The sequence below is a fragment of the Labrenzia sp. ATLA3 genome (genome assembly GCF_057180185.1).
On record NZ_JBXUKV010000002.1, the window covers coordinates 626,483 to 647,729 of the forward strand.

Annotated in this window: 15 protein-coding genes; 5 read left to right on the forward strand and 10 right to left on the reverse strand. The window is 59.7% G+C overall.

Annotated features, from left to right (window positions below):
• Positions 1-70: 70 nt before the first annotated feature.
• Positions 71-370 (reverse strand): BufA1 family periplasmic bufferin-type metallophore, encoded by a 300-nt coding sequence (locus tag AC2A6O_RS07405; RefSeq protein WP_148582993.1) that lies wholly within the window; start codon positions 368-370, stop codon positions 71-73.
• A gap of 668 nt (positions 371-1,038) precedes the next feature.
• Here AC2A6O_RS07405 and gltB point away from each other — a divergent pair.
• Entirely contained in the window at positions 1,039-5,715 is a 4,677-nt protein-coding gene (gltB, locus tag AC2A6O_RS07410) for a glutamate synthase large subunit (RefSeq protein ID WP_498926303.1), read from the forward strand.
• 91 nt (positions 5,716-5,806) lie between these two features.
• Positions 5,807-7,237, forward strand: coding sequence for a glutamate synthase subunit beta (locus AC2A6O_RS07415; protein ID WP_148582995.1), 1,431 nt, complete (start codon positions 5,807-5,809; stop codon positions 7,235-7,237).
• Positions 7,238-7,315: 78 nt separating this feature from the next.
• Here AC2A6O_RS07415 and AC2A6O_RS07420 read toward each other — a convergent pair whose 3' ends face one another.
• From AC2A6O_RS07420 to AC2A6O_RS07430, 3 genes are all read right to left on the reverse strand, one after another.
• On the reverse strand, positions 7,316-8,593 hold the full coding sequence (locus AC2A6O_RS07420; protein ID WP_498926304.1) for an SGNH/GDSL hydrolase family protein: 1,278 nt from the start codon (positions 8,591-8,593) through the stop codon (positions 7,316-7,318).
• 34 nt (positions 8,594-8,627) lie between these two features.
• A complete protein-coding gene (locus AC2A6O_RS07425; protein WP_498926305.1) occupies positions 8,628-9,899 on the reverse strand; it encodes a lytic murein transglycosylase in 1,272 nt (423 codons plus the stop codon).
• 76 nt (positions 9,900-9,975) lie between these two features.
• On the reverse strand, positions 9,976-11,439 hold the full coding sequence (locus AC2A6O_RS07430; RefSeq protein WP_498926306.1) for an outer membrane beta-barrel protein: 1,464 nt from the start codon (positions 11,437-11,439) through the stop codon (positions 9,976-9,978).
• Positions 11,440-11,644: 205 nt separating this feature from the next.
• On the opposite strand from AC2A6O_RS07430, the gene AC2A6O_RS07435 reads away from it, so the two are divergent.
• The 3 genes from AC2A6O_RS07435 to AC2A6O_RS07445 all read left to right on the forward strand — a co-directional run bounded on the left by AC2A6O_RS07435 (position 11,645) and on the right by AC2A6O_RS07445 (position 14,567).
• Positions 11,645-12,658: a KpsF/GutQ family sugar-phosphate isomerase gene (locus AC2A6O_RS07435; RefSeq protein WP_148582999.1), complete on the forward strand. Its 1,014-nt coding sequence runs from the start codon at positions 11,645-11,647 to the stop codon at positions 12,656-12,658.
• A 157-nt stretch (positions 12,659-12,815) separates the two neighbouring features.
• Entirely contained in the window at positions 12,816-13,583 is a 768-nt protein-coding gene (locus AC2A6O_RS07440) for a motility protein A (protein ID WP_148583000.1), read from the forward strand.
• 126 nt (positions 13,584-13,709) lie between these two features.
• The gene (locus AC2A6O_RS07445) at positions 13,710-14,567 is read left to right on the forward strand and encodes an OmpA/MotB family protein (protein WP_148583001.1); all 858 of its coding nucleotides are present in this window, start codon (positions 13,710-13,712) and stop codon (positions 14,565-14,567) included.
• Between the two features lie 49 nt (positions 14,568-14,616).
• On the opposite strand, the gene AC2A6O_RS07450 is transcribed toward AC2A6O_RS07445, so the two are convergent.
• From AC2A6O_RS07450 to AC2A6O_RS07475, 6 genes are all read right to left on the reverse strand, one after another.
• The gene (locus tag AC2A6O_RS07450) at positions 14,617-15,072 is read right to left on the reverse strand and encodes an NfeD family protein (protein WP_498926307.1); all 456 of its coding nucleotides are present in this window, start codon (positions 15,070-15,072) and stop codon (positions 14,617-14,619) included.
• Positions 15,069-16,052 carry an SPFH domain-containing protein gene (locus tag AC2A6O_RS07455; protein ID WP_286192551.1) on the reverse strand — a complete coding sequence of 328 codons (984 nt, stop codon included), beginning with the start codon at positions 16,050-16,052 and terminating at the stop codon, positions 15,069-15,071. Before AC2A6O_RS07455 ends, AC2A6O_RS07450 begins: the two co-directional genes overlap by 4 nt.
• A gap of 229 nt (positions 16,053-16,281) precedes the next feature.
• The gene (hemH, locus tag AC2A6O_RS07460; protein WP_148583004.1) at positions 16,282-17,361 is read right to left on the reverse strand and encodes a ferrochelatase; all 1,080 of its coding nucleotides are present in this window, start codon (positions 17,359-17,361) and stop codon (positions 16,282-16,284) included.
• A 329-nt stretch (positions 17,362-17,690) separates the two neighbouring features.
• Positions 17,691-18,929 (reverse strand): phenylacetate--CoA ligase family protein, encoded by a 1,239-nt coding sequence (locus AC2A6O_RS07465; RefSeq protein WP_498926308.1) that lies wholly within the window; start codon positions 18,927-18,929, stop codon positions 17,691-17,693.
• Between the two features lie 40 nt (positions 18,930-18,969).
• A complete protein-coding gene (locus AC2A6O_RS07470; protein WP_498926309.1) occupies positions 18,970-19,824 on the reverse strand; it encodes an ABC transporter ATP-binding protein in 855 nt (284 codons plus the stop codon).
• A gap of 61 nt (positions 19,825-19,885) precedes the next feature.
• Positions 19,886-21,217 (reverse strand): ABC transporter substrate-binding protein, encoded by a 1,332-nt coding sequence (locus AC2A6O_RS07475; RefSeq protein ID WP_148583007.1) that lies wholly within the window; start codon positions 21,215-21,217, stop codon positions 19,886-19,888.
• Positions 21,218-21,247 lie beyond the last annotated feature (30 nt).

The window sequence follows — 21,247 nt, forward strand, 5'->3', positions numbered from 1 at the left end:
TGTGGGCAAATGCGGGCTTTCCAATCGCCTGCCTGAACAAGTTGCCGCGGATGCGGCCGATCAAGCCTTATCAGGCTTCGGGAAGGTCGCGCTTGAGTTCCGTCAGGGAGCCGTGACGGCCACCGGGAACATCCATCGTCGTGCACGTGCCTTTCGGGACCAGTGTCCAGGCGTTACCCTGATAGTCGATCGTCGAAGTGCCTGCGCAGGTCGTGCCAGGGCCGGCCTTGCAGTCGTTTTGCCCCTTCAGGGACACGCCATAGCATTTTTCCTTGGCCTGGGCATTGGCAGGCACAGTTGACGACAGACCCGCAACGGCGGTCGCAACCGCACCGGCAACAAAAGCTGCAGACATGGCCTTATGCTTCATCTTGATCTCCTCGGTTCCGTTTCAAATTCTTCACGTTCCGGCGTTCTTGCCGGACCGACAGTCACCAAGTGTAGATGACCCTATTGAGGGTAAATAGGAAATCAAACGCATGTGACTGTTTTGCGAGCATAACCGCACAAAGTTTAACAAACGCAAGATTCTTACTTATTTTCCATTGGTTTTGAGCTTTCCGGATGATTGGCACTTTTTGCGCGAAACAATTATAATACGGCGACGCAGAAACACTCTTGCTCACGACGGCGAAATCTGTCATGTTCGCGCCGCTTGGAATAGGACAGGTATGCTGTCCCAATTATCACCATGCTCAAAACGGCCCGGATAGGGCGCACGACAAAGCGGCATGGACGATGACAGGCTGACCACTCGGCGGATCCAGGGAGGATCCGTAAGGAAGCGAGACGGAATGTTTCGGCAGCGGGGAACCGCTGCGTCAATGCGGCGGTTTGCTTTGATAAACTGCTGAGGTTAATACAACAACAGAGCCGGGGCGGGAAAGCCAGGGTTCGCCGGACCGCATTCTTGATGGGATGCGACCCGAACGGAACCGGACGCTCCCAACGACGGCGGCACTGGGGTTAACAGTGAGGGCGCACATGACAAAGATAGAGCTGACGACCAGCACAGCCATGCAAGAGGGGAACGTGGACATGAAGACCACAGTAACCACCACACTTGCGGAACGACTGAGCACGGCCGCCGACAAAGGGCTCTATAATCCGTCGCGCGAACACGATGCGTGTGGTGTCGGCTTTGTCGCCCACATGAAAGGCGAGAAATCTCACAAGATTGTTGCCGATGGCTTGCAGGTTCTGGAAAACCTCACCCACCGCGGCGCGGTTGGTGCCGACCCGCTGATGGGCGACGGCGCCGGCATGCTGGTGCAAATCCCGCACCCCTTCTTTGCAGAGGAACTGGCGAAGGCCGGAACCACGCTTCCCGATGCCGGTGAATATGGCGTCGGCTTCATCTTCTTTCCGCAGGACGACGAGCTGCGCGCCAAGTGCGAAGCCATCATCGAGCGTGTCATTGAAGACGAAGGCAAGGAGCTGATCGGCTGGCGCGACGTGCCTGTCGACAACTCCTCCCTGTCCAAGGCACCCGACATTGCCGCCACCGAGCCGGTTTCCCGTCAGGTCTTCATCCGCAAGACAGGCGGTGAGGCCGATGACTTCGAACGCCGCCTTTATGTGCTGCGCAAGGTTATCTCGAACCGCGTGCGTGCCGAAACCAATGCAGTTTCGAAGGGCTTCTATATCGTTTCCATGTCCAGCCGGACCATTGTCTACAAAGGCATGTTCCTGGCCTATCAGCTCGGCGCCTATTACGCCGACCTGAAGGACGAGCGTTTTTCGTCTGCCCTGGCCCTTGTCCACCAGCGTTTTTCCACCAACACGTTCCCGTCCTGGGATCTCTCGCACCCCTACCGGATGGTCGCGCATAACGGTGAGATCAACACCCTGCGCGGCAACGTCAACTGGATGGCGGCGCGTCAGGCGTCGGTGTCGTCCGCGTTGCTTGGCGATGACATCTCCAAGCTCTGGCCGATTTCCTATGAAGGCCAGTCCGATACGGCCTGCTTCGACAATGCGCTCGAATTCCTGGTCATGGGCGGTTATTCGCTCGCACATGCGGCGATGATGCTGATCCCGGAAGCCTGGGCCGGCAACCCGTTGATGGACGACAACCGCCGGGCTTTCTACGAATATCACGCAGCCCTGATGGAACCGTGGGACGGTCCGGCAGCCGTTGCCTTTACCGATGGCCGCCAGATTGGCGCGACGCTGGACCGGAACGGCCTGCGTCCGGCCCGCTACATCGTCACCGACGACGATTTTGTCATCATGTCCTCCGAGGTTGGCGTTTTGCCGGTTGAAGAAGAGCGCATCGTCCAGAAATGGCGTCTGCAGCCGGGCAAGATGCTGCTGATCGACCTGGACGAAGGCCGGATCGTTTCCGACGACGAAATCAAGCGGCAGCTTTCCACCGCCAACCCGTACAAGGACTGGCTGCACCGGTCCCAGATCGTTCTGGAAGACCTTCCGGGCGTGCGCCAGCGCGCGCCGGTTGCCGGTGAAAGCCTCCTCGACCGCCAGCAGGCCTTCGGCTACACGGAAGAAGACATCAAGCTTCTGATGACGCCGATGGCGACCGTCGGCCAGGAAGCCATCGGCTCCATGGGCACGGACACGCCGATTTCCGCGCTCTCCGACAAGTCGAAGCTGCTTTACACCTATTTCAAGCAGAACTTCGCCCAGGTCACCAACCCGCCGATCGACCCGATCCGCGAGGAACTGGTGATGAGCCTTGTATCCTTCATCGGTCCGCGTCCGAACATCTTCGACCTGGAAGGCATGTCGACCTCCAAGCGTCTGGAAGTGCGCCAGCCGATCCTCACCAACGAGGACCTGGAGAAGATCCGCGCCATCGGCGACATTGCCGACAACCAGTTCTCCGCCAAGACGCTGGACATCACCTACAATTCCGAAAAAGGCGCCGTCGGCATGGAAGGCGCGCTGGACGAATTGTGCGAGCGTGCCGAAAAAGCCGTTCTGGACGGATACAACATCATCATCCTGTCCGACCGTCTGATCAGCCGGTCACGCATCGCGATCCCTGCCCTTCTGGCAACGGCGGCCGTGCACCATCACCTCATCCGCAAGGGTCTGAGAACCTCTGTCGGCCTGGTGGTGGAAACCGGTGAAGCGCGCGAAGTGCACCACTTCTGTGTTTTGGCCGGCTATGGCGCGGAAGCGATCAACCCCTATCTGGCGTTCGAAACGCTGCTTTCCATGCACATGGAAATGGATTTCCCCGAGGAAGTCGATCAAGACGAAGTCGTCTACCGCTACATCAAGTCCATCGACAAGGGCATCCTGAAGGTCATGTCCAAGATGGGCATTTCGACCTACCAGTCCTATTGCGGCGCGCAGATCTTCGACGCGGTCGGCCTCGGTTCGGAGTTCGTGAAGAAGTACTTCTTCGGCACGGCAACCATGATCGAAGGCATCGACCTTGCCGAAGTCGCCAATGAAACCGTCTTGCGCCACGAGCAGGCCTTTGGCGATGTCGCCATCCTGCGTCGCTCGCTGGAAGTTGGCGGTGAATACGCTTACCGGACACGCGGCGAAAGCCACATGTGGACGCCGGACTCCGTCGCCCTTTTGCAGCATGCGGTGCGTGCGAAACTTCCCGAGACCTATCGCGCTTTCGCCAAGGAAGTGAACGAGAAGAGCGGTCGCTACGCCATCCGCGGCCTCTTCCGGATCAAGTCCGCGGACGAAATCGGCCGTTCGCCGATTTCGCTCGACGATGTGGAACCGGCCGAAGCCATCGTCAAGCGCTTCGTCACGGGCGCCATGTCGTTCGGCTCGATCTCCCGTGAAGCTCACACGACGCTGGCCATCGCGATGAACCAGATCGGCGGCAAGTCGAATACGGGTGAAGGCGGCGAGGAACCGGAACGGTTCAATCCGCTGCCGGACGGCTCGTCCAACCCGCAGCGCTCTGCCATCAAGCAGGTTGCTTCCGGCCGTTTCGGCGTGACCACGGAATATCTGGTCAACTCCGACATGATCCAGATTAAGGTTGCCCAGGGTGCCAAGCCCGGCGAAGGCGGCCAGTTGCCGGGTCACAAGGTGGATGCGGTCATCGCGAAAGTGCGTCATTCGACACCGGGTGTCGGCCTGATTTCGCCGCCCCCGCACCATGACATCTATTCCATCGAGGATCTGGCGCAGCTCATCTACGATCTGAAAAACGTCAATCCGGAGGCCGACATCTCGGTCAAGCTGGTGTCGGAAGTGGGCGTGGGCACGGTTGCGGCAGGCGTTGCCAAGGCACGTGCCGACCACATCACGATTTCCGGTTACGACGGCGGCACCGGCGCTTCGCCGCTGACCTCGATCAAACACGCGGGCTCTCCGTGGGAAATCGGCCTTGCCGAAACCCAGCAGACCCTGGTGCTGAACGGGCTGCGTTCGCGCATCGCCCTTCAGGTCGACGGCGGCATCCGCACCGGCCGCGACGTCATCATCGGCGCCCTGCTCGGCGCTGACGAATTCGGCTTCTCGACCGCACCGTTGATCGCCGCAGGCTGCCTGATGATGCGCAAATGCCATCTCAACACCTGCCCGGTCGGCATTGCCACCCAGGATCCGGTCCTGCGCAAGCGCTTCAAGGGCACGCCGGAACATGTCATCAACTACTTCTTCTTCGTCGCCGAGGAAGTTCGCGAGCTGATGGCAAATCTCGGCTTCAAAACGCTGGAAGAGATGATCGGCCGGTCCGACTTCCTCGACAAGGAAGCTGCCCTCGATCACTGGAAGGCAAAGGGTCTCGATTTCTCCCGTATTTTCTTCCAGCCGGAAGCAAAGCCGGAAGAAACCCGCTGGACCGCCCGTCAGGATCACCCGATCCACGACATTCTGGACCGGCGCCTGATTGCAGCCGCCAAGCCTGCTCTCGACAACAAGGAACCCACGATTGTCGACGAGACGATCTGTTCCGTCGACCGCTCGGTTGGCGCCATGCTCTCCGGCGAAATTGCCAAGCGCTATGGCAACAAGGGCCTGAAGCAACCTGACACGCTCAAGATCAATCTGAAGGGCACCGCCGGCCAGGCATTCGGCGCCTTCGTCGCCCGCGGCGTCACCATTGATCTTGTCGGCGACGCCAACGACTACGTCGGCAAGGGTCTTGCCGGTGGCAAGCTGATTGTCCGTCCGCCGGAAAACACCCGGATCGTGCCGGAAAACTCCATCATCGTCGGAAACACGGTGCTGTATGGTGCCACCGAGGGTGAATGCTACTTCCGCGGCGTTGCCGGGGAACGGTTCGCGGTTCGCAACTCCGGCGCTCTTGCGGTTGTCGAAGGCGTGGGCGACCACGGCTGCGAATACATGACCGGCGGCGTCGTCGTCGTGATCGGCCAGACCGGACGCAACTTCGCGGCCGGCATGTCCGGCGGCATTGCCTACGTGCTCGACGAAGACGGCACATTCGGCTCTCGCTGTAACCTGGCCATGGTCGAACTGGAACCGGTGACCGAAGAAGACGATCTTCTGGAGAAGCTGCACCACCATGGCGGCGATATCGAGCACAAGGGCCGTGTGGACCTGTCCTGTGACATGACACGCCACGATGACGAGCGCCTGCGCCAGATGCTGACGAAACATCTGGAACTGACCGGCTCGACAAAGGCCAGGGAAATCCTCGACAACTGGGCACAGTACCGCCCCAAGTTCGTCAAGGTCATGCCGGCCGAATACCGCCGGGCCCTGCGCGAAATGGAAGAACAACGGCTCGGCATGGTCGCCGCAGAATAATCCGGCCAAACACACGAACAGGCTCTCGGCCGCTTGAGGCGGCCGATTGCAGCCACTCTGGACAGACGCATGACATTTTGAGGAGGTCGCCTTGGGCAAGGTAACCGGTTTTATGGAAATCGATCGGCAGGAACAGAAGTATCAGCCTGCCTCTGACCGTATTCGCCATTTCCGCGAGTTCACCATTCCGCTGAACGACCAGGACGTCATGAATCAGGCGGCCCGCTGCATGGATTGCGGCATTCCGTTCTGCCATGGTCCGACGGGCTGTCCGGTCAACAACCAGATCCCGGACTGGAACGATCTGGTCTATCAGGGCGACTGGGACTTCGCGCTCAAGAACCTGCATTCCACCAACAACTTCCCCGAGTTCACCGGACGCATTTGTCCGGCCCCGTGCGAGGAAGCCTGCACGCTGAACCTGGAAGACATTCCGGTCAACATCAAGAGCGTCGAACAGGCGATTGCCGACAAGGGCTGGGAAGAGGGCTGGATCGTCCCGGAACTTTCCGCCACCAAGACCGGCAAGGCGGTTGCCATCATCGGCTCCGGCCCTGCTGGCATGGCAGCGGCCCAGCAACTCGCCCGTGCGGGCCACACGGTGCATGTCTATGAGCGCGAACCGAAGGCCGGTGGCCTGATGCGCTACGGCATTCCCGACTTCAAGATGGAAAAGCACTACATCGACCGCCGCGTGAAGCAGATGGAAGCGGAAGGCGTGACCTTCCATTACGGCGTCAATGTCGGCGTAACGGTTGCCCTCGAGGAACTGGCCGAGCGTCATGACGCAGTCATCCTGTGTGCAGGCGCCGAACGCCCGCGTGACCCGGGAGTCTCCGGCATGGAGCTGGAAGGCTGCCATTGGGCAATGCCATATCTTGTCCAGCAGAACCGCCGCGTCGGCGGCGAGCCGGAAGGCGACGAAGCTCCGATCTGGGCTGGCGGCAAGCATGTTGTCGTCATTGGCGGCGGCGACACCGCCTCCGACTGTGTCGGCACGGCTTTCCGTCAGGGGGCCCTTTCGGTTACTCAGCTCGACATTCGTCCGATCCCGCCGCTGAAAGAGGACAAACTGGCTATCTGGCCCTATTGGCCAACCAAGTTCCGCACGTCCTCCTCGCAGGCCGAAGGCGCCGAACGTGAGTTTTCCGCTGCGACCCTGGCCCTCGTCGGCGAAGACGGCAAGATCATCGGTGTCAAATGCGCGCGCGTCGATGAAAAGCGCCGCCCGATCGAAGGCACCGAGTTCATCCTGCGCGCCGACCTTGTTCTGGCCGCCATCGGCTTTTCCGGCCCGTTGCTGGAAACCTACATCGCCGAAGCCGGCGAGAAGCTGGAACTGGACGGCCGCACCAACGTCAAGGCCAACACCGAGGACTATAAGACCAGCATGGACAAGGTGTTCGCCGCCGGTGACGTCCGCAAGGGCCAGTCTCTCGTTGTCTGGGCCATTCGCGAAGGCCGCCAAGCCGCACGCGCCGTCGATGAATTCCTGACCGGTTCCACCGACCTGCCGCGGTAAGCTCTTTCCGGACAAAAACAAAACCCCCGCAGGCAATTGTCTGCGGGGGTTTTTGCTTTTTCAGGTCCTGATCGTGTCTCAGGGCATCCCGGGTCGCACCGTCACCGAGACCCGGCCTTGTGCATCCTGACTGGCAGCACCGCTCAAAGGTCCCCTCAGGGCGGCCCCTGCAGGGAAAGCTCTATCCTCGTCGGCAGCCACGGGTTCAGATTTCACCACCACAGGCATGCGCGGATCATCCACACGCCCCTGCATCGGCGGCAAAGGCTCACCCTTCACGAAAAAACGATAGGTTCTGGTCGCCGGGTCGATTTCCTCATCGTCCTCCCCCCCCAGAAGCAATGCCTCCGGGGAGGTGGTGCGTCCGGTCAGAACGATGAAGTTGGGGTCATCCTCCACACCCTCGAAGGCAAGTCCGCCATAGCCCCCCAGCAGACGCGAGAGTTCCCGTTCAACGAAGAATGCGACCTTCCGATAACCGGCCCAGGTGAAACCGATCTTGTTGTTGGTGCGCAGTCGTGTGTTCTTGCCGTCGACATCCGGCCCATATGACGAATAGCTGCCGTCTTCTGCCAGGAAGATATCCCAGATATCAACATAGCGAACGCGCCTGTCTTCCGATGCACTCTGGAAGATCGAGTTGAGCTGGGTGAAATCGGCATTCACCAATTCATCGCTTGTCGGCGGCAGGCCGGCCCAAACAAGCGGCTTCTTTTCCTGGCGCACCACGCGTACCAGCGCATCCACCTTCTTGCGGTAGCTGTCCAACCATTCGGCGGTCATGAATTCGACGGGCGGGTCGCCGGGAAACGCTTTGCCAAGATCCTGCCGGCCGATCATCACCACGACGGCCTGAACATCCGCCCCCCGAATTCTGGAGACCACCTGCGTTGCCCAGTCGGGCGATCCCTCGCCCACAAAACCTTCCTTGTCCTCGGTAATGGCCTCGACACGGATCTGCGGTTTTTGCGCGAGCGTGTATTTCAGCCCATCGGCCACACCGCGTGCCATCCGGTCTCCAACCACAAGGATCAGACCGGCGTCTGGGTCTTTTTCGAGAACGTCGAATTTGGGCGGAGCCCCGGCGGGCCGGGAAACCCTCTGTTTTCTCTGGGTCTTTTGTGGCTTCTTGACGCGTTTTTCCGCACCGCCGCCAAACAGACGCTGAAGAGGAGCGAACGGATTGAAGCCCCGGAAGGGCCCGTTCTGCGCAACCACGATCTCACCACGCGGCACATCCTGTGCGGCGGAAATACCGGCAGAACAGAAAACCAGCACAAGACCGAGAGCAACGGCAAACCGGAGCGAGGCGGGGAGCCCGCCTTTGCCTTCCTCTTGCCGTGTCCGAATTCTCACGCTGCGCTCCTGCTGCGGCTGAACTCCACTCAGTTTAGCTGTCCAGCTTCAACCGTGCCAGCAAAACAATGGATGCATAACCGTCGGGAACCATCCCCCGGGAGCGCTGATAGGCACGGATACCCTTGCGGGTAGCCGGTCCGATCCGGCCATCCGCCGTGCCCACGGAAAATCCACGCTGGTTCAAAAGCGCCTGCAGCTCCGCAGTTTCCGAGCGGTTGAGCGGAAGGTGCTCGCGCGACCAATCCCCCTCGATTGGACCGCCGCCGATGATCCGGTCGGCAAGATGTCCGACGGCAAGTGCATAGGCGGTTGCGTTGTTATAACGCTTGATCACGTAGAAGTTCTTCAGCATCAGGAAGGCAGGACCACTTGCACCGGCCGGCAGAACCAGAATGGCGTTATCGGAAGGACGCGGAAACCCTCGACCGTTCGTCCGTTGGACGCCGTATTTGCTCCATTCGCGAAGGGTCAGCGTCTTGTCGCCATCGGCCAGATGATAGTCGAACCCGCGAGGCAGGTTCACCTCGTACCCCCAGGTCTTGCCAGTTTGCCAGCCATGCTTTTGCAGATAGGCGGCGGTAGAGGCAAGCGCATCGGGAATGGACGTCCAGATGTCCCTTCGGCCGTCGCCGTCGTAGTCGGCAGCATAGGCCTTCCAGCTCGACGGCATGAATTGTGTGTGCCCCATGGCGCCGGCCCAGGACCCTTCCATGTCCTGGAAGCGCACGTGGCCGGCCTGGACGATCCCAAGCGCGGTAACGAGTTCCTTTTCCCAGAAGCTCTTCCGGCGCGGCGCGGCATAGGCCAGCGTTGCCAGCGCCTGAATGACATTGTGGCGCCCCATGAAGCCGCCGTAGTTCGTTTCCATGCCCCAGATCGCCAGCACGGCTTCACGGTCGACGCCATAGCGGTTTTCGATGACCGCAAGCACCTGACTGTATTCCTTCAGCATCTCGCGGCCCTTCTCGACCCGCGCGTCTGAAACGGCACTGTCGAGATATTCCCAGATCGGCTTCACGAACTCGGACTGCTTGTTCATGAGGCGCAAGGTGTCATCGTCCGGCTGCATGCCGGTAAACACCGCATTATAGGTCTGGGATGAAATGCCTGCAGCCCTGGCCGTTGGCCAGAAACCGGAAACGAACCGGCTGAAACCCTGATCGGCCTGTGCCGGCAGCGAAACCGCCAGTAATGTGCCTGTCGCAGCGGCTGCGACAAGCAGCCGGCGCCCAAGGGTCCTCAGTCTTCCAGAGAGGGGCAGTAAAGTTTTCACGTTCGCAGTCAGCCGCGCAAGGTTCAGCATCAGGGCCTCCTCGATGCCCAGGTCCGTAAGTTTCTGCCCCCGCCCCATGAATGATGTGAATTTGGTTACCGTGACGTTAATGCCGGAATCTTAAGCCGGCTTCAACAGCGTTTTCGGTATAGTCGTTTCCCTGCTGCGAACTGTCGAAACGCCGGTGGGTGTAATTCCCTGTCACCGCAATGTTTTTGGTAACCGCGAATGTCAGCCCGCCAAACCCTGTCATGGTCCGCTCCTCGATCGAAACACCTTCATAGGTCCGGTAACTGTATCCGACACCGGTTTCCCCGACCAGCCGATCGCTGAAGGCGTGGGCAAGGCGCAGGTCGCCGGAATAGATGATCGACCCGCTGGAGCCATCAATGTCGGTCGCCTCGAAGGAAGTTCCAAGACCAGCCGTGACGGTCGTCAGGCGGCTTGGCGACCAGACCAGGGACGCATCGACAATCAGGCCCGACAGGTTGTCCAGCCGGTCGTCCTCAATGTCTTCGATGCGCCACCCCGCCCCCAACTCGCCAGTGAGCTTGGGACCGGAGGCGATCGTAACACCGCCCACGACCTGATACCCGTTGGCGTTTCGTTTTTCACACAGGGCATCGCTGCAGGTGTCGTCATACCGCCTCAAGAGCAACGACCCCTCCACGAAGGGTGAAATCACACTGCTGGTATTGCCGTCCAACCGAAGGCTGGTGGAATAAAGCGTGTTGTTGCGTCCTGATTCCGAACCGCTTTCCGATGTGTAAAAATTCCGGTCCACGCCAACCGCAGCTGTGGCCGCGACAATGCCGACCGCGCGCGTCCCGCTGAGACGCCCCGATAGTTCATGATCGTAGTCGGTGCCGGAGACGGATTCGGCACTGCCATCGTCTTCCTGGGTAAGCGAGTAGGATATCGTGGTGGTGACCTGCGTCGCTTCGCTGATATCAAGTCTCAGGTTCGTGGCGGCAAAGACGTTCGCTTCATTGTCGTCGCTCTCTCCGGGATACCCGGTAAAGGACCCTCGCAGCGACGCATCCAGTTGGTGCCGGGACCAGTTAGAGGTCAGGGAAACATCGGGAGAAATCTGGTAAAACGTGCCAGAGGTGCCGTCTGCTGTCTGAGATCTGTTGTCGGTCCAGCCCGACGACACGGTCAATTGAGGGGTCAGGGTAAAGGCTCCAAGCCGAATGCCCTGCGGAGCATCAAAAGTCGTATCGCCTCCAAAGACGCTGTCGTCGATACCGCTGCTGGTCAGGGGAACCGCCCTGTCGACCGCTGTTATCCTGTCGGCGAAGGGCCTGACCGGCGCAGCTCTTCCGTTGGTCCCAAGACCGCTTGATCCGCTTTCCGCCGTGGCGGAGTTCAGCGTTGAACGCAGGGAAAAAACATTGGTCTGCGTCGGATTACGGTCCGCTGCCTGTGCTGCCTGATCGGAAGGGTCGACTGATTCTTGCGCTCCATCCGGATCGTCGGATCCTCGCAAATCGTCAAGCGTCGTTTGTGCAGCCGCGGAAACGGCCTGCAAAACGGCAAGAAAGATGATCAGGGGCAGAAAGCTGCGCATGAAATTCGGGACCAGTCGACGTGGTATGTCAGGTCCAACCTGAAGAAGGATGGTTAATCCTTCGTTTCTTTTTCGCAAATTGAAAGGTTACACTAGGATACATAAAGTCACCTGACCGAGTGCAATTAGTAGATCACCGGTTCTTGATCCCCGTCAGCGACTGGCATAGAGGTAAGGCTGCCTTCAATGAAAAAGAAAAATGTTCATGACCACTGTGTTGCGTGACCCGATTTCCGAAGAAAATTCAGACATGACCTCCCTGTGCCTCGTCTCCGCAGAGCGGACCCTGGAAACGGAAATTGCCGGCCTCAGCGCCGTCCGCGCAGCGCTGAAGAACGGACTTGCCGTCCCGTTCCAGAAGACCTTCGAACTCATTCAGAAAAGCAAGGGCCGCGTTGTCATCACCGGCATCGGCAAGAGCGGTCATATCGGCACCAAGATCGCCGCCAGCCTCGCCTCCACGGGAACACCGTCCTTCTTCGTTCACGCCAGTGAAGCCAGCCACGGCGACCTTGGCATGATCACGGAAGGCGATGTCGTGATCGCACTCTCCTGGTCGGGCGAAACGCAGGAACTTGCAGGCATCGTCAGCTACACCCGCCGCTTCAAGGTGCCCCTGGTTGCGATCACATCGCGCAAGGACAGCACACTCGGCCGCGCTGCTGACATCGTCATGAACCTGCCGGCAGTCACCGAGGCTTGCCCGCATGGTCTGGCCCCGACGACATCCGCTCTCATTCAGCTCGCGGTCGGCGACGCACTCGCTGTGGCACTTCTGGAAGGGCGTGGCTTCACCGCTCAGGACTTCCGCGTATTCCACCCGGGCGGCCGCCTGGGCGCCAGCCTGAAAACGGCCAAGGACATCATGCACACGGGCGAACGCATGCCGCTGGTGTCCGCAGACACCTCGATGAGCGAAGGCATCGTCCTCATGACCCAGCGCGGGTTCGGTGTTCTGGGTGTTGTCGATGAACTGAAACAACTGATCGGCATCATTACCGACGGTGACTTGCGCCGCCATGTTTCGTCAAATCTCCTGGCAAAATCCGCCGGAGAGATCATGACACGCGCTCCGAAGACGGTAACGACGGACACGCTGTCCGCATCGATCCTCGAACTGGCCAACAGCCTGTCGATCACGTCCGTTTTCGTGATCGAGGACGGCCGCCCGGTCGGCATCGTTCACCTGCACGATCTACTTCGGATCGGCGCAGCCTGACCTGCGTTCGAATCGGCCAATATTTCTTCAGGAAGTCGAAAAAGACTCTTTTCCAGCCCGCAACTGGCGCGCTATTAGGATTTGATTAGCCATACGCCACTTACACTGCCCCAAAGTTTCATCGGCTTGACGCCGCAGACCTTGGTGTGTGTACAGAATGGATCTGGCGACATTAATCGGCATTGTGGGTGCCTTCGGCATCGTTACGACCGCTATTTTTCTCGGCGGCAGCTTCGGCCAGTTCATTGACGTGCCGTCGGTCCTCATCGTGGTCGGTGGCGGTCTCGCCGCCACGCTGATCCGTTTCCAGATCTCCGACATCGCAGCTGCATTCGTCACGGGCTTCAAGGTTGCCCTTGCGGGCAAGAACGCCAGTCCGCGTGACCTCATTACAGAAATTAGCAACCTGGGAGAAATCGTCCGCAAGTCTGGTCCGCTCGGGCTGGAGAACGTTGACGTCTCGGACCCGGTGCTGGCCAAGGGCGTACAATACATTGCGGATGGCTACGAGCTGGAATTCATCAGGGAATCGATGGAGCGCGAGCGAGATCTGCAGCTTTCCCGCTTGTCGGAAGGCAAACGCGTCTTCAAGGCTCTTGGCGATTCCGCACCGGCATTCGGCATGATCGGGACGCTGGTCGGTCTGGTGCAGATGCTTGCCAACATGGACGACCCGGCCGCAATCGGCCCCTCCATGGCTGTCGCCCTGTTGACGACCCTTTACGGCGCATTGATCTCCAACATCCTCTGTCTACCCCTGGTGGACAAACTGGATGCCAAATTCGACGTCGACGACCTCAACCAGACACTGATCATCGACGGCGTTTGCCAGATCCGCGAATCCAAGAGCCCGGCCCTGATCAAGGAAATGCTGATCGCATATCTGCCGGACAAATTGCGCGGCGACCTGGCGGATGCAGCCTAGAGCGAATTGCGATCCGATGCCCCGGGCAGAGCATTCGATAACCTGGAAATGCGAATGGATGCGGTTCAGTTGAAATCGATGGAACCGACGCTGATCCGGACCTGACAAAAGAGCGACACCAGCGCGATGGCAAAGAAAAAGAAACCTGAAGGCGGCGGCGGAGCACCCGACTGGCTGGTGACCTTTGCCGATCTGATGTCCCTGCTCGTCTGCTTCTTCGTTCTGATCATTTCCTTTTCCATTCAGGACAAGGAAAAGCTTCAGGTTGTCGCCGGGTCCATGCGCGAAGCCTTCGGCGTGAAAGATACCTCCCGCAAGACTGGCATCATCGAGGTCGAGGGCATTCCGATCCGCGACTACATGAAGGATATCAGCCAGGTCGAACAGGAAATGGACTCCGATTTCTCCCAGGTGCGCCATGAACAGCGGCGCAAACAGGGGCCGGAAGCCAATACGCACGACACGCTGGAAGCTGATATCGAAAAGCCGCGGCAATTCGCGACGGCCGCCGCCTCGCTGCGTCAGGCCTGGCAGGAAATGCCGGAAATCACCGAGATTTCCAGTAACATCATTCTGGAAGAATCCGAGGACGGCCTGAACATCATGCTGGTCGATCAGGACGGTCGCTCGATGTTCCGGGAAGGTTCGAAATATCCTTACGAGACCACCCGCCGCCTGCTCGCCAAGATGGCGCCGGTGCTTTCGCAAATGCCCAATCGCATCGAAATCACCGGCCATACAACGGCCGGACGCCAGTCCATCGACCCGAGTTATACCGGTTGGGAACTCTCCAGCGAACGCGCCAACATCGCCCGGCAGATCCTGTCTGAATACGGAGTGCCGGACAATCAGTTCTACTCTGTGGTCGGCAAGGCCGACACGGAACCGCTGTTCCCCAACGACCCCTATCTGGCAGCGAACCGCCGGATTGGCATTCTGCTGAAGGCAGAAGAACCGCCGCTGCCTGCAGGGCACAAGCTCTGAGAAAGCAGCGGCTCAGCAAGCGCTTCGGCGGGCGGTATGCGGGTCCGGTCTAGCTGACCTGCGAAACAACAAGCCGCGCACCATCGATTGAATCGACACGCACCTTTGTACCAGCAGGCAGATCCGGTCCGGTGATGCGCCAGATGGTGTCATCAATGGAAAGGTTTCCGGCTCCCTCCTTCAGCGGAGAGGCAAGCGTGAATTCCCGGCCGACATAACGGCTTCCACGCTGGTTGAGCCCCGGATCGCCCTTCTCCGATGCGAGTTTCTGCATCAGCCTTCGCCCGATCAGCAGGCTGACGAGAGAAAGCACCAGAAACAGCCCAACATTCACCTGCCAGGCGAAGTCGAAGAGCAGCGCCACACACCCAACGATCAGCGCCGAGAGGCCAAACCAAAGGAAGATCGTGCCGGGCGCCAGTATTTCGAGCCCCAGCAGCAAGAGCCCCAGAACGAACCAGCTCCAAGGCCCCAGGGCCGCGATTGTGCTTTCAATAAGGCTCACCGGTTCTCTTCTCCCTCGTCACTGCGGGTATTGGGAATACGGGAAGATGACCGCTTGGAAGATCCGTTCTCGCCGAAAGCTTCCTTCGCAATGGCGCCGATGCCGCTCAAGGAGCCCAGCAGCGATGTCGCTTCCATCGGCAAGATAAGCGTCTTCTGGTTGTTCGAGGTTGCCAGTTCCTTGAAAGCTTCAACGTATTTGTTGGCAACGAAATAATTGATGGCCTGGACGTCTCCGGAGGCGATGGCCGCACTTACAAGCTGCGTTGCCTTGGCTTCCGCTTCAGCCTCGCGCTCGCGGGCTTCTGCATCCCGGAAAGCGGATTCGCGGCGGCCTTCGGCTTCGAGGATAAGTGACTGCTTCTCCCCTTCCGCTTTCAGGATTTCCGACTGACGCTTGCCTTCGGCCTCGAGAATGTAGGCGCGCTTCTCGCGTTCCGCCTTCATCTGGCGGGCCATGGCATCCACCAGGTCGCGCGGCGGGTTGATGTCCTTGATTTCGATACGGGTGATCTTGATGCCCCAGGGCTCTGCCGCCGCATCGACAACCCGCAGGATCTGGGCGTTGATTTCGTCGCGGTTGGACAGAAGGTTATCGAGGTCCATCGACCCCATGACCGAGCGGATGTTGGTCATGGTGAGGTTGAGAATGGCATTCTGCAGGCCGAGCACTTCATAGGCTGCCCGGGCAGCATCGAGCACCTGATAGAAGGTCACACCATCCGCGCTCACCGTCGCATTGTCGCGGGTGATCACTTCCTGGGTTGGCACGTCCAGCACCTGCTCCATCATGTTGAGCTTGTGGCCGATCCTGTCGATGAACGGGATGATGAAGTTCAGGCCCGGCGTCAGCGTCTTCCGGTACTTTCCAAACCGCTCGATCGTATAATTGTAGCCTTGCGGCACCGTCTTTACGCCGGCGAAAAACACCAGAATGACCAGCACGACAAGGCCGATCAGAAAAATGTCGAATCCCGCGATTGGCATATACGTCTCCCGTAATTTTTAAAAAAGTGCTGTCACTATGCGACGAACTCCAAGGCGTTTCCAGCGTATTCGCGGCCTTGAGTTCGTGCGGACGCACGTACGCAGCCCGCCCCGCGAACACCTGTGGCGTTCGTCGGACGGGCACATGACTTATGGGCAGCCTGTCGGAATTTTACGAGTGTTTTCCACCGGCAAGGTTAAACGCCTGTGGATGGGCGGCTGATCAGATCCAGCCACCGAGTTCGCGCCGAACGATGTGGGTCAGCACGTCCATACCAAGATCGCTGTCATTCAGGCAGGGGATGTGGCTGAAATGCTCGCCGCCGCTTTCCTCGAAGATTTCCCCGGCCTCACCGGCAATTTCTTCCAGCGTTTCAAGGCAATCGGCGACAAAGCCCGGGTTCATCACCGCGACGTTCTTCACCCCGTCCTTGGCCAGTTGCTCAACGGTCTTGTCCGTATAGGGCTGCAGCCACTCTTCCGGCCCGAACCGGGACTGGAACGTAACCCGCAGTTTTTCTGCATCCCAGCCGAGAACCTCGCGCATCAACCGCGTCGTTTTCATGCAATGGCAGTGATAGGGGTCCCCGCGTCTGAAATAGGACTGCGGAATGCCGTGATAGGACGTCAGCACCACATCCGGCTTGAAATCCAGACTTTCCACGTGACGCTCCACCGACTTTGCCAGGGCCGTCACATAGACCGGGTCATCATGATAGGGCGGCACGGTCCGGATCGCGGGCTGCCAGCGCATCTTCAAGAGCGTCTTGCAGACAACGTCATTGACCGTCGCCGTCGTGGTTGCCGAATATTGCGGGTAGAGGGGGAAGACCAGGATCCGGTCGCAGCCTTCATCCTTCAGGGCTTTCAGCCGGTCCGGAATGGACGGCTGGCCGTAGCGCATCGCCCAATCGATCTTCAGCTTTCCATCCGCATCCCCCAGCACCTCTGACAATTTTTCCGACTGGCTGCGCGTGATCGTGCGCAGGGGCGACTCGTCCTTTTCCTTGTTCCAGATTTCCTCGTAAGCCTTGCCGGATTTGCCCGGCCGGGTCATCAGAACGATGCCATAGAGGATCGGATACCAGATCGCCCGCGGCCATTCGATAACACGCTTGTCCGAAAGGAACTCGCGCAGATACCTGCGCATGGGCCAATAGTCCGTGGCATCCGGTGTGCCCAGATTGACCAGAAGCACCCCCACCTTGCCACTCTTGACCGAAGGGTGATCTTTCGGCAGGTCGAGTTTTCTGAATGCGGCTTCCTGATCGGCTGCGATCGGCGCGGTCGGTTGAACGGTCATCTGCGGGGTAAGTCCTAAAACGGTCTGTCTGCGTTAAAACGGTCTGTCTGATGCCATACATAGGCCAAGCAAGAGCCTTGGCCAATGCGGCATTTGTCATACGCAGATACCCGGTTGCAGATCACCGGAAACTCAGATGGAAAAGCAACGACCCAGGACCTCATCCTGTGGCAGACCGTCAGGTCCGTCTCGAAGACAATCTCAAAAGAAAAGGATGGGCAACTTGCTCCAGAGTATGCAGCCCACCTTTCGAGACGGCGCTTGCGCGCTTTCTCAGGACGAGGCTGAAATCTGCATTAAGCCGGAAGCACGTCTACACGCCGCCAGCCTCAGCCATACTCCCGCTCATCCGCAATCACCTTGCCGTCATTCGGCAACGCCCCCGGCGCAACGGTCAGGACGTCCCCCTTGAGATGGGTAACCTCGCGCAGTGTTTCCGCGACCCGCTCCGGCAGACCATTGCCGCCGGCCTCGGTTTCCACCGTCAATGTCATGGCGTCGGCTTCACCAACACGGCTGACGGCAAGACGGGCCTTGCTGATTTCCGGGTGGGCCGCGACGATTTGCGCAATCTGGGCGGGGTCGACGAACATGCCCTTGACCTTTGTGCGCTGATCCGCGCGTCCCATCCAGCCGGCAAGCCGCATGTTGGTGCGCCCGCAGGGGGATTGACCCGGGATGATCTTGGACAGGTCGCCCGTGGCGAAACGGATCAGCGGATAAAGGCTGTTGAAGTTGGTGACAACCAACTCTCCGACCTCGCCCTCTGCCACAGGCTCACCGGTGCCAGGCCGCACAATCTCGACGATGTAATCCTCGTTGACGACCATGCCCTCCCTGGCATCCGTCTCATAGGCGATGACGCCAAGGTCCGCGGTCGCGTAACACTGGCCAACCTGGATCCCGGCAGCCTCATATTCTTCGCGCAACGACGGAAACAACGCACCTCCCGAGACCAGGGCCTTTTTGATGGAGGAGACATCCCGGCCCTGGTCCCGGCCGCGATCGAGGAGGATTTTCAGATAATCCGGCGTGCCGACGAAACCGGACGGTTTGAGCACCTCGATCGCTTCGACCTGACTGTCGGTATTGCCGACCCCGGCGGGAAACACCGTACACCCGAGCGCAATCGCGCCCTGGTCCAGAATGAAACCGCCAGGCGTCAGGTGATACGAAAAGGCATTGAGAACAACGTCGCCCTTGCGAAAGCCGGCCGCAAACAGGCTGCGCGCCCCGTTCCAGGGATCGAGCCCGGGCGCCTGCGGTTCCCAGATCGGGCCGGGCGACATGAAGACCCGGGCCGCGCCCGACAGGTCACCTGCCAGAAATCCGCCAAAGGGCGGTTGCGCGCGCTGCTTTTCCAGAAGGTCGGACTTGCGCAGAACCGGCAGACCGGCCAGTGCGGCCCGGTCGGTAACCGCCGCAAGATCGCATCCCTCCAGATGCGTGGCCCACCCGGTGGCACTACCGGTGGCATGGGCCAGAAGGTCCGGCAATCGGGCAAAAAGATCCCGTTCGCGCAGAGCGGGGTCCTGCCGCTCGCGCGCGTCAAACTGAATGTCGCTCATGGTCGTCTCCGCCTGTTTCGGCCCTGTGTCTGAAACCCCGTCAGGCCAGCCAGCGCTTCCTTCGCTTGTAATGTTTGACATTCCGGAACGAGCGACGGCCTTCGCCGCCAACGCCCAGATAGAATTCCTTGACGTCCTCGTTCTCCCGCAATGCCTTGGCATCGCCATCGAGCACGATACGGCCGGATTCCAGGATGTAGCCGTAGGTCGCGTATTTCAGCGCCACATTGGTGTTCTGTTCGGCAAGCAGGAAGGACACACCCTCATTGCTGTTGAGCTGGCGGACGATCTCGAAGATTTCCTCCACGAGCTGAGGCGCCAGCCCCATGCTCGGCTCATCCAGCAGGATCATCTTAGGCCGGCTCATCAAGGCACGGCCAATGGCGCACATCTGCTGTTCGCCGCCGGAGGTGTACCCCGCCTGGCTACCGCGCCGTTCTCGCAGGCGCGGAAAGTAATTGTAGACCATCTCAAGGTCCGCCTTCACGGCACTGTGCCCGTCTTTGCGGGTGTAGGCGCCTGTCAGCAAATTCTCTTCAATGGACAGGTGGCCGAAACAATGCCGCCCTTCCATCACCTGGATGCATCCCCGGCGAACCAGATCGTTGGGCGACAGGGCCTGAACTTCTTCACCCTCGAACACGATCTTGCCCTTGGTCACTTCGCCGCGTTCGGCACCAAGCAGGTTCGAAATCGCTTTCAGCGTGGTCGTCTTGCCTGCGCCGTTCGCGCCGAGCAGCGCCACGATCCCGCCCTTGGGAATCGTCAGCGACACGCCCTTCAGCACAAGGATCACGTGGTCGTAAATGACCTCGATATTGTTGACCGACAGGATCGTCTCGGCAGCTTCACGCACACCCTGCGAACCGGGCTGTTCTACATCCAGCAATGCCATTCCCTCTTCTCCCTGGAAGCTCCGCCGCACGTTGATGCGGCGCGGCGGAGCGGACTGCCTATCAGTTCGGGCAGGGTTCGGTGCGCGCCGGCCACGGCGCGTTCTTTTCTGCATATTCCGCAGCGGCTTGTTCCAGCAGCGGACGGACCACATCGGTCATCGGCTCGATCCAGTCCGAAGCCTGACGCCACTTCTTGCCGTCCCACTCCTGGATGAACACCGGATTGCTGCCGGCATGGTCTTCGCAGGTCACTTTCATCGGATGGGCAAAGCCCTTCAGACCGAGTTCAGCCAGCCGCGCCTCGTCCAGATTGAGTGCCTCAAGACCAAGACGCATGTCTTCGCCCGTGATGACCTTCTTGCCGGTCAGTTCCTGCGCGGTGCGAATGCCTTCCGCGATGATGACCGAGTTCAGGACGCCGCGATTGTAGAGCGTGCTGCCGATGGAGCTCGCATCGGTGGAGGACTTGCCCGCGTCGACAACAAGCTTCTTGATGTCGTCGAGAGCCGGGAAATCGGGACCGACACCGGAGAAGTTCAGAGCCTTGTAGCCTTTGGCACCTTCGCCGCCGGCTGCGGCATCGTCATCTCCTGCGGACCACCACACACCGATGAACTTGTCCATCGGGAAGCGGATCTTGACGGCTTCCTTGACAGCCGTCGGGTTCATCGCACCCCAGCCCCACATGACCATGTAGTCCGGACGATCCCGGCGAACATTGAGCCACTGCGAGGACTGGTTCTGCATTTCCGCACCCGGAACCGGATACTGCAGCAGCTCGAAGCCGTATTTCTCGGCAAGCTGTTCCAGCAGCGGCAAGGGCTCACGGCCATAACCGGCGTCGAGGAAGATGTAGCCGATCTTCTTGCCCTTCAGGTTTTCAAGACCGCCTTCCTGCTCACCGATGTACTTGATGACCACGGAAGCGCCGTCCCAATAGGTGTCAGGCACGTTGAAGATCCAGGGGAACGTGGAGCCGACAGCGGCAGCCGAAAGGCCGTAGCCCATCGACAGCACCGGGATCTTGTCGACACCGGCTTTCGGGATCAGCTGCAGCGTGATGCCGGTGGAATACGGGTTATAGACCAGTGCGCCCTTGCCCTTGGTGGCTTCGTAGCACTCGACGCCCTTCTGGGCGTTGTAACCGGTTTCACACTCTTCAATCGCCAGCTTGACGCCACCGATACCGCCATCGCGCTCGTTCAGCATCTGCAGATAGTCATGCATACCGTTGGCGATGTGGATGCCGGAACCGGCATAAGGCCCTGTCCGGTACGTCAGGAGCGGCACGTAGTTGCTGTCTTCTGCCTGGACCGCGGTCGTCATGGCGCCGGAGAGACCGACCCCGAGCGCAACAGCGGTTCCCAGCGCAAATTGCTTTATGTTTTTCATATTCTCCTCCCACGCGGCATCGAAAGGACT

Excerpts from the sequence above, each read along its gene's own strand:
- AC2A6O_RS07440 (WP_148583000.1), top strand. The coding sequence starts at position 12,816 with ATGGATCTGGCGACATTAATCGGCATTGTGGGTGCCTTCGGCATCGTT.
- AC2A6O_RS07475 (WP_148583007.1), bottom strand. The coding sequence starts at position 21,217 with ATGAAAAACATAAAGCAATTTGCGCTGGGAACCGCTGTTGCGCTCGGG.
- gltB (WP_498926303.1), top strand. The coding sequence starts at position 1,039 with ATGAAGACCACAGTAACCACCACACTTGCGGAACGACTGAGCACGGCC.
- hemH (WP_148583004.1), bottom strand. The coding sequence starts at position 17,361 with ATGACCGTTCAACCGACCGCGCCGATCGCAGCCGATCAGGAAGCCGCA.
- AC2A6O_RS07470 (WP_498926309.1), bottom strand. The coding sequence starts at position 19,824 with ATGGCATTGCTGGATGTAGAACAGCCCGGTTCGCAGGGTGTGCGTGAA.
- AC2A6O_RS07445 (WP_148583001.1), top strand. The coding sequence starts at position 13,710 with ATGGCAAAGAAAAAGAAACCTGAAGGCGGCGGCGGAGCACCCGACTGG.
- AC2A6O_RS07465 (WP_498926308.1), bottom strand. The coding sequence starts at position 18,929 with ATGAGCGACATTCAGTTTGACGCGCGCGAGCGGCAGGACCCCGCTCTG.
- AC2A6O_RS07425 (WP_498926305.1), bottom strand. The coding sequence starts at position 9,899 with ATGCTGAACCTTGCGCGGCTGACTGCGAACGTGAAAACTTTACTGCCC.
- AC2A6O_RS07430 (WP_498926306.1), bottom strand. The coding sequence starts at position 11,439 with ATGCGCAGCTTTCTGCCCCTGATCATCTTTCTTGCCGTTTTGCAGGCC.
- AC2A6O_RS07405 (WP_148582993.1), bottom strand. The coding sequence starts at position 370 with ATGAAGCATAAGGCCATGTCTGCAGCTTTTGTTGCCGGTGCGGTTGCG.
- AC2A6O_RS07435 (WP_148582999.1), top strand. The coding sequence starts at position 11,645 with ATGACCACTGTGTTGCGTGACCCGATTTCCGAAGAAAATTCAGACATG.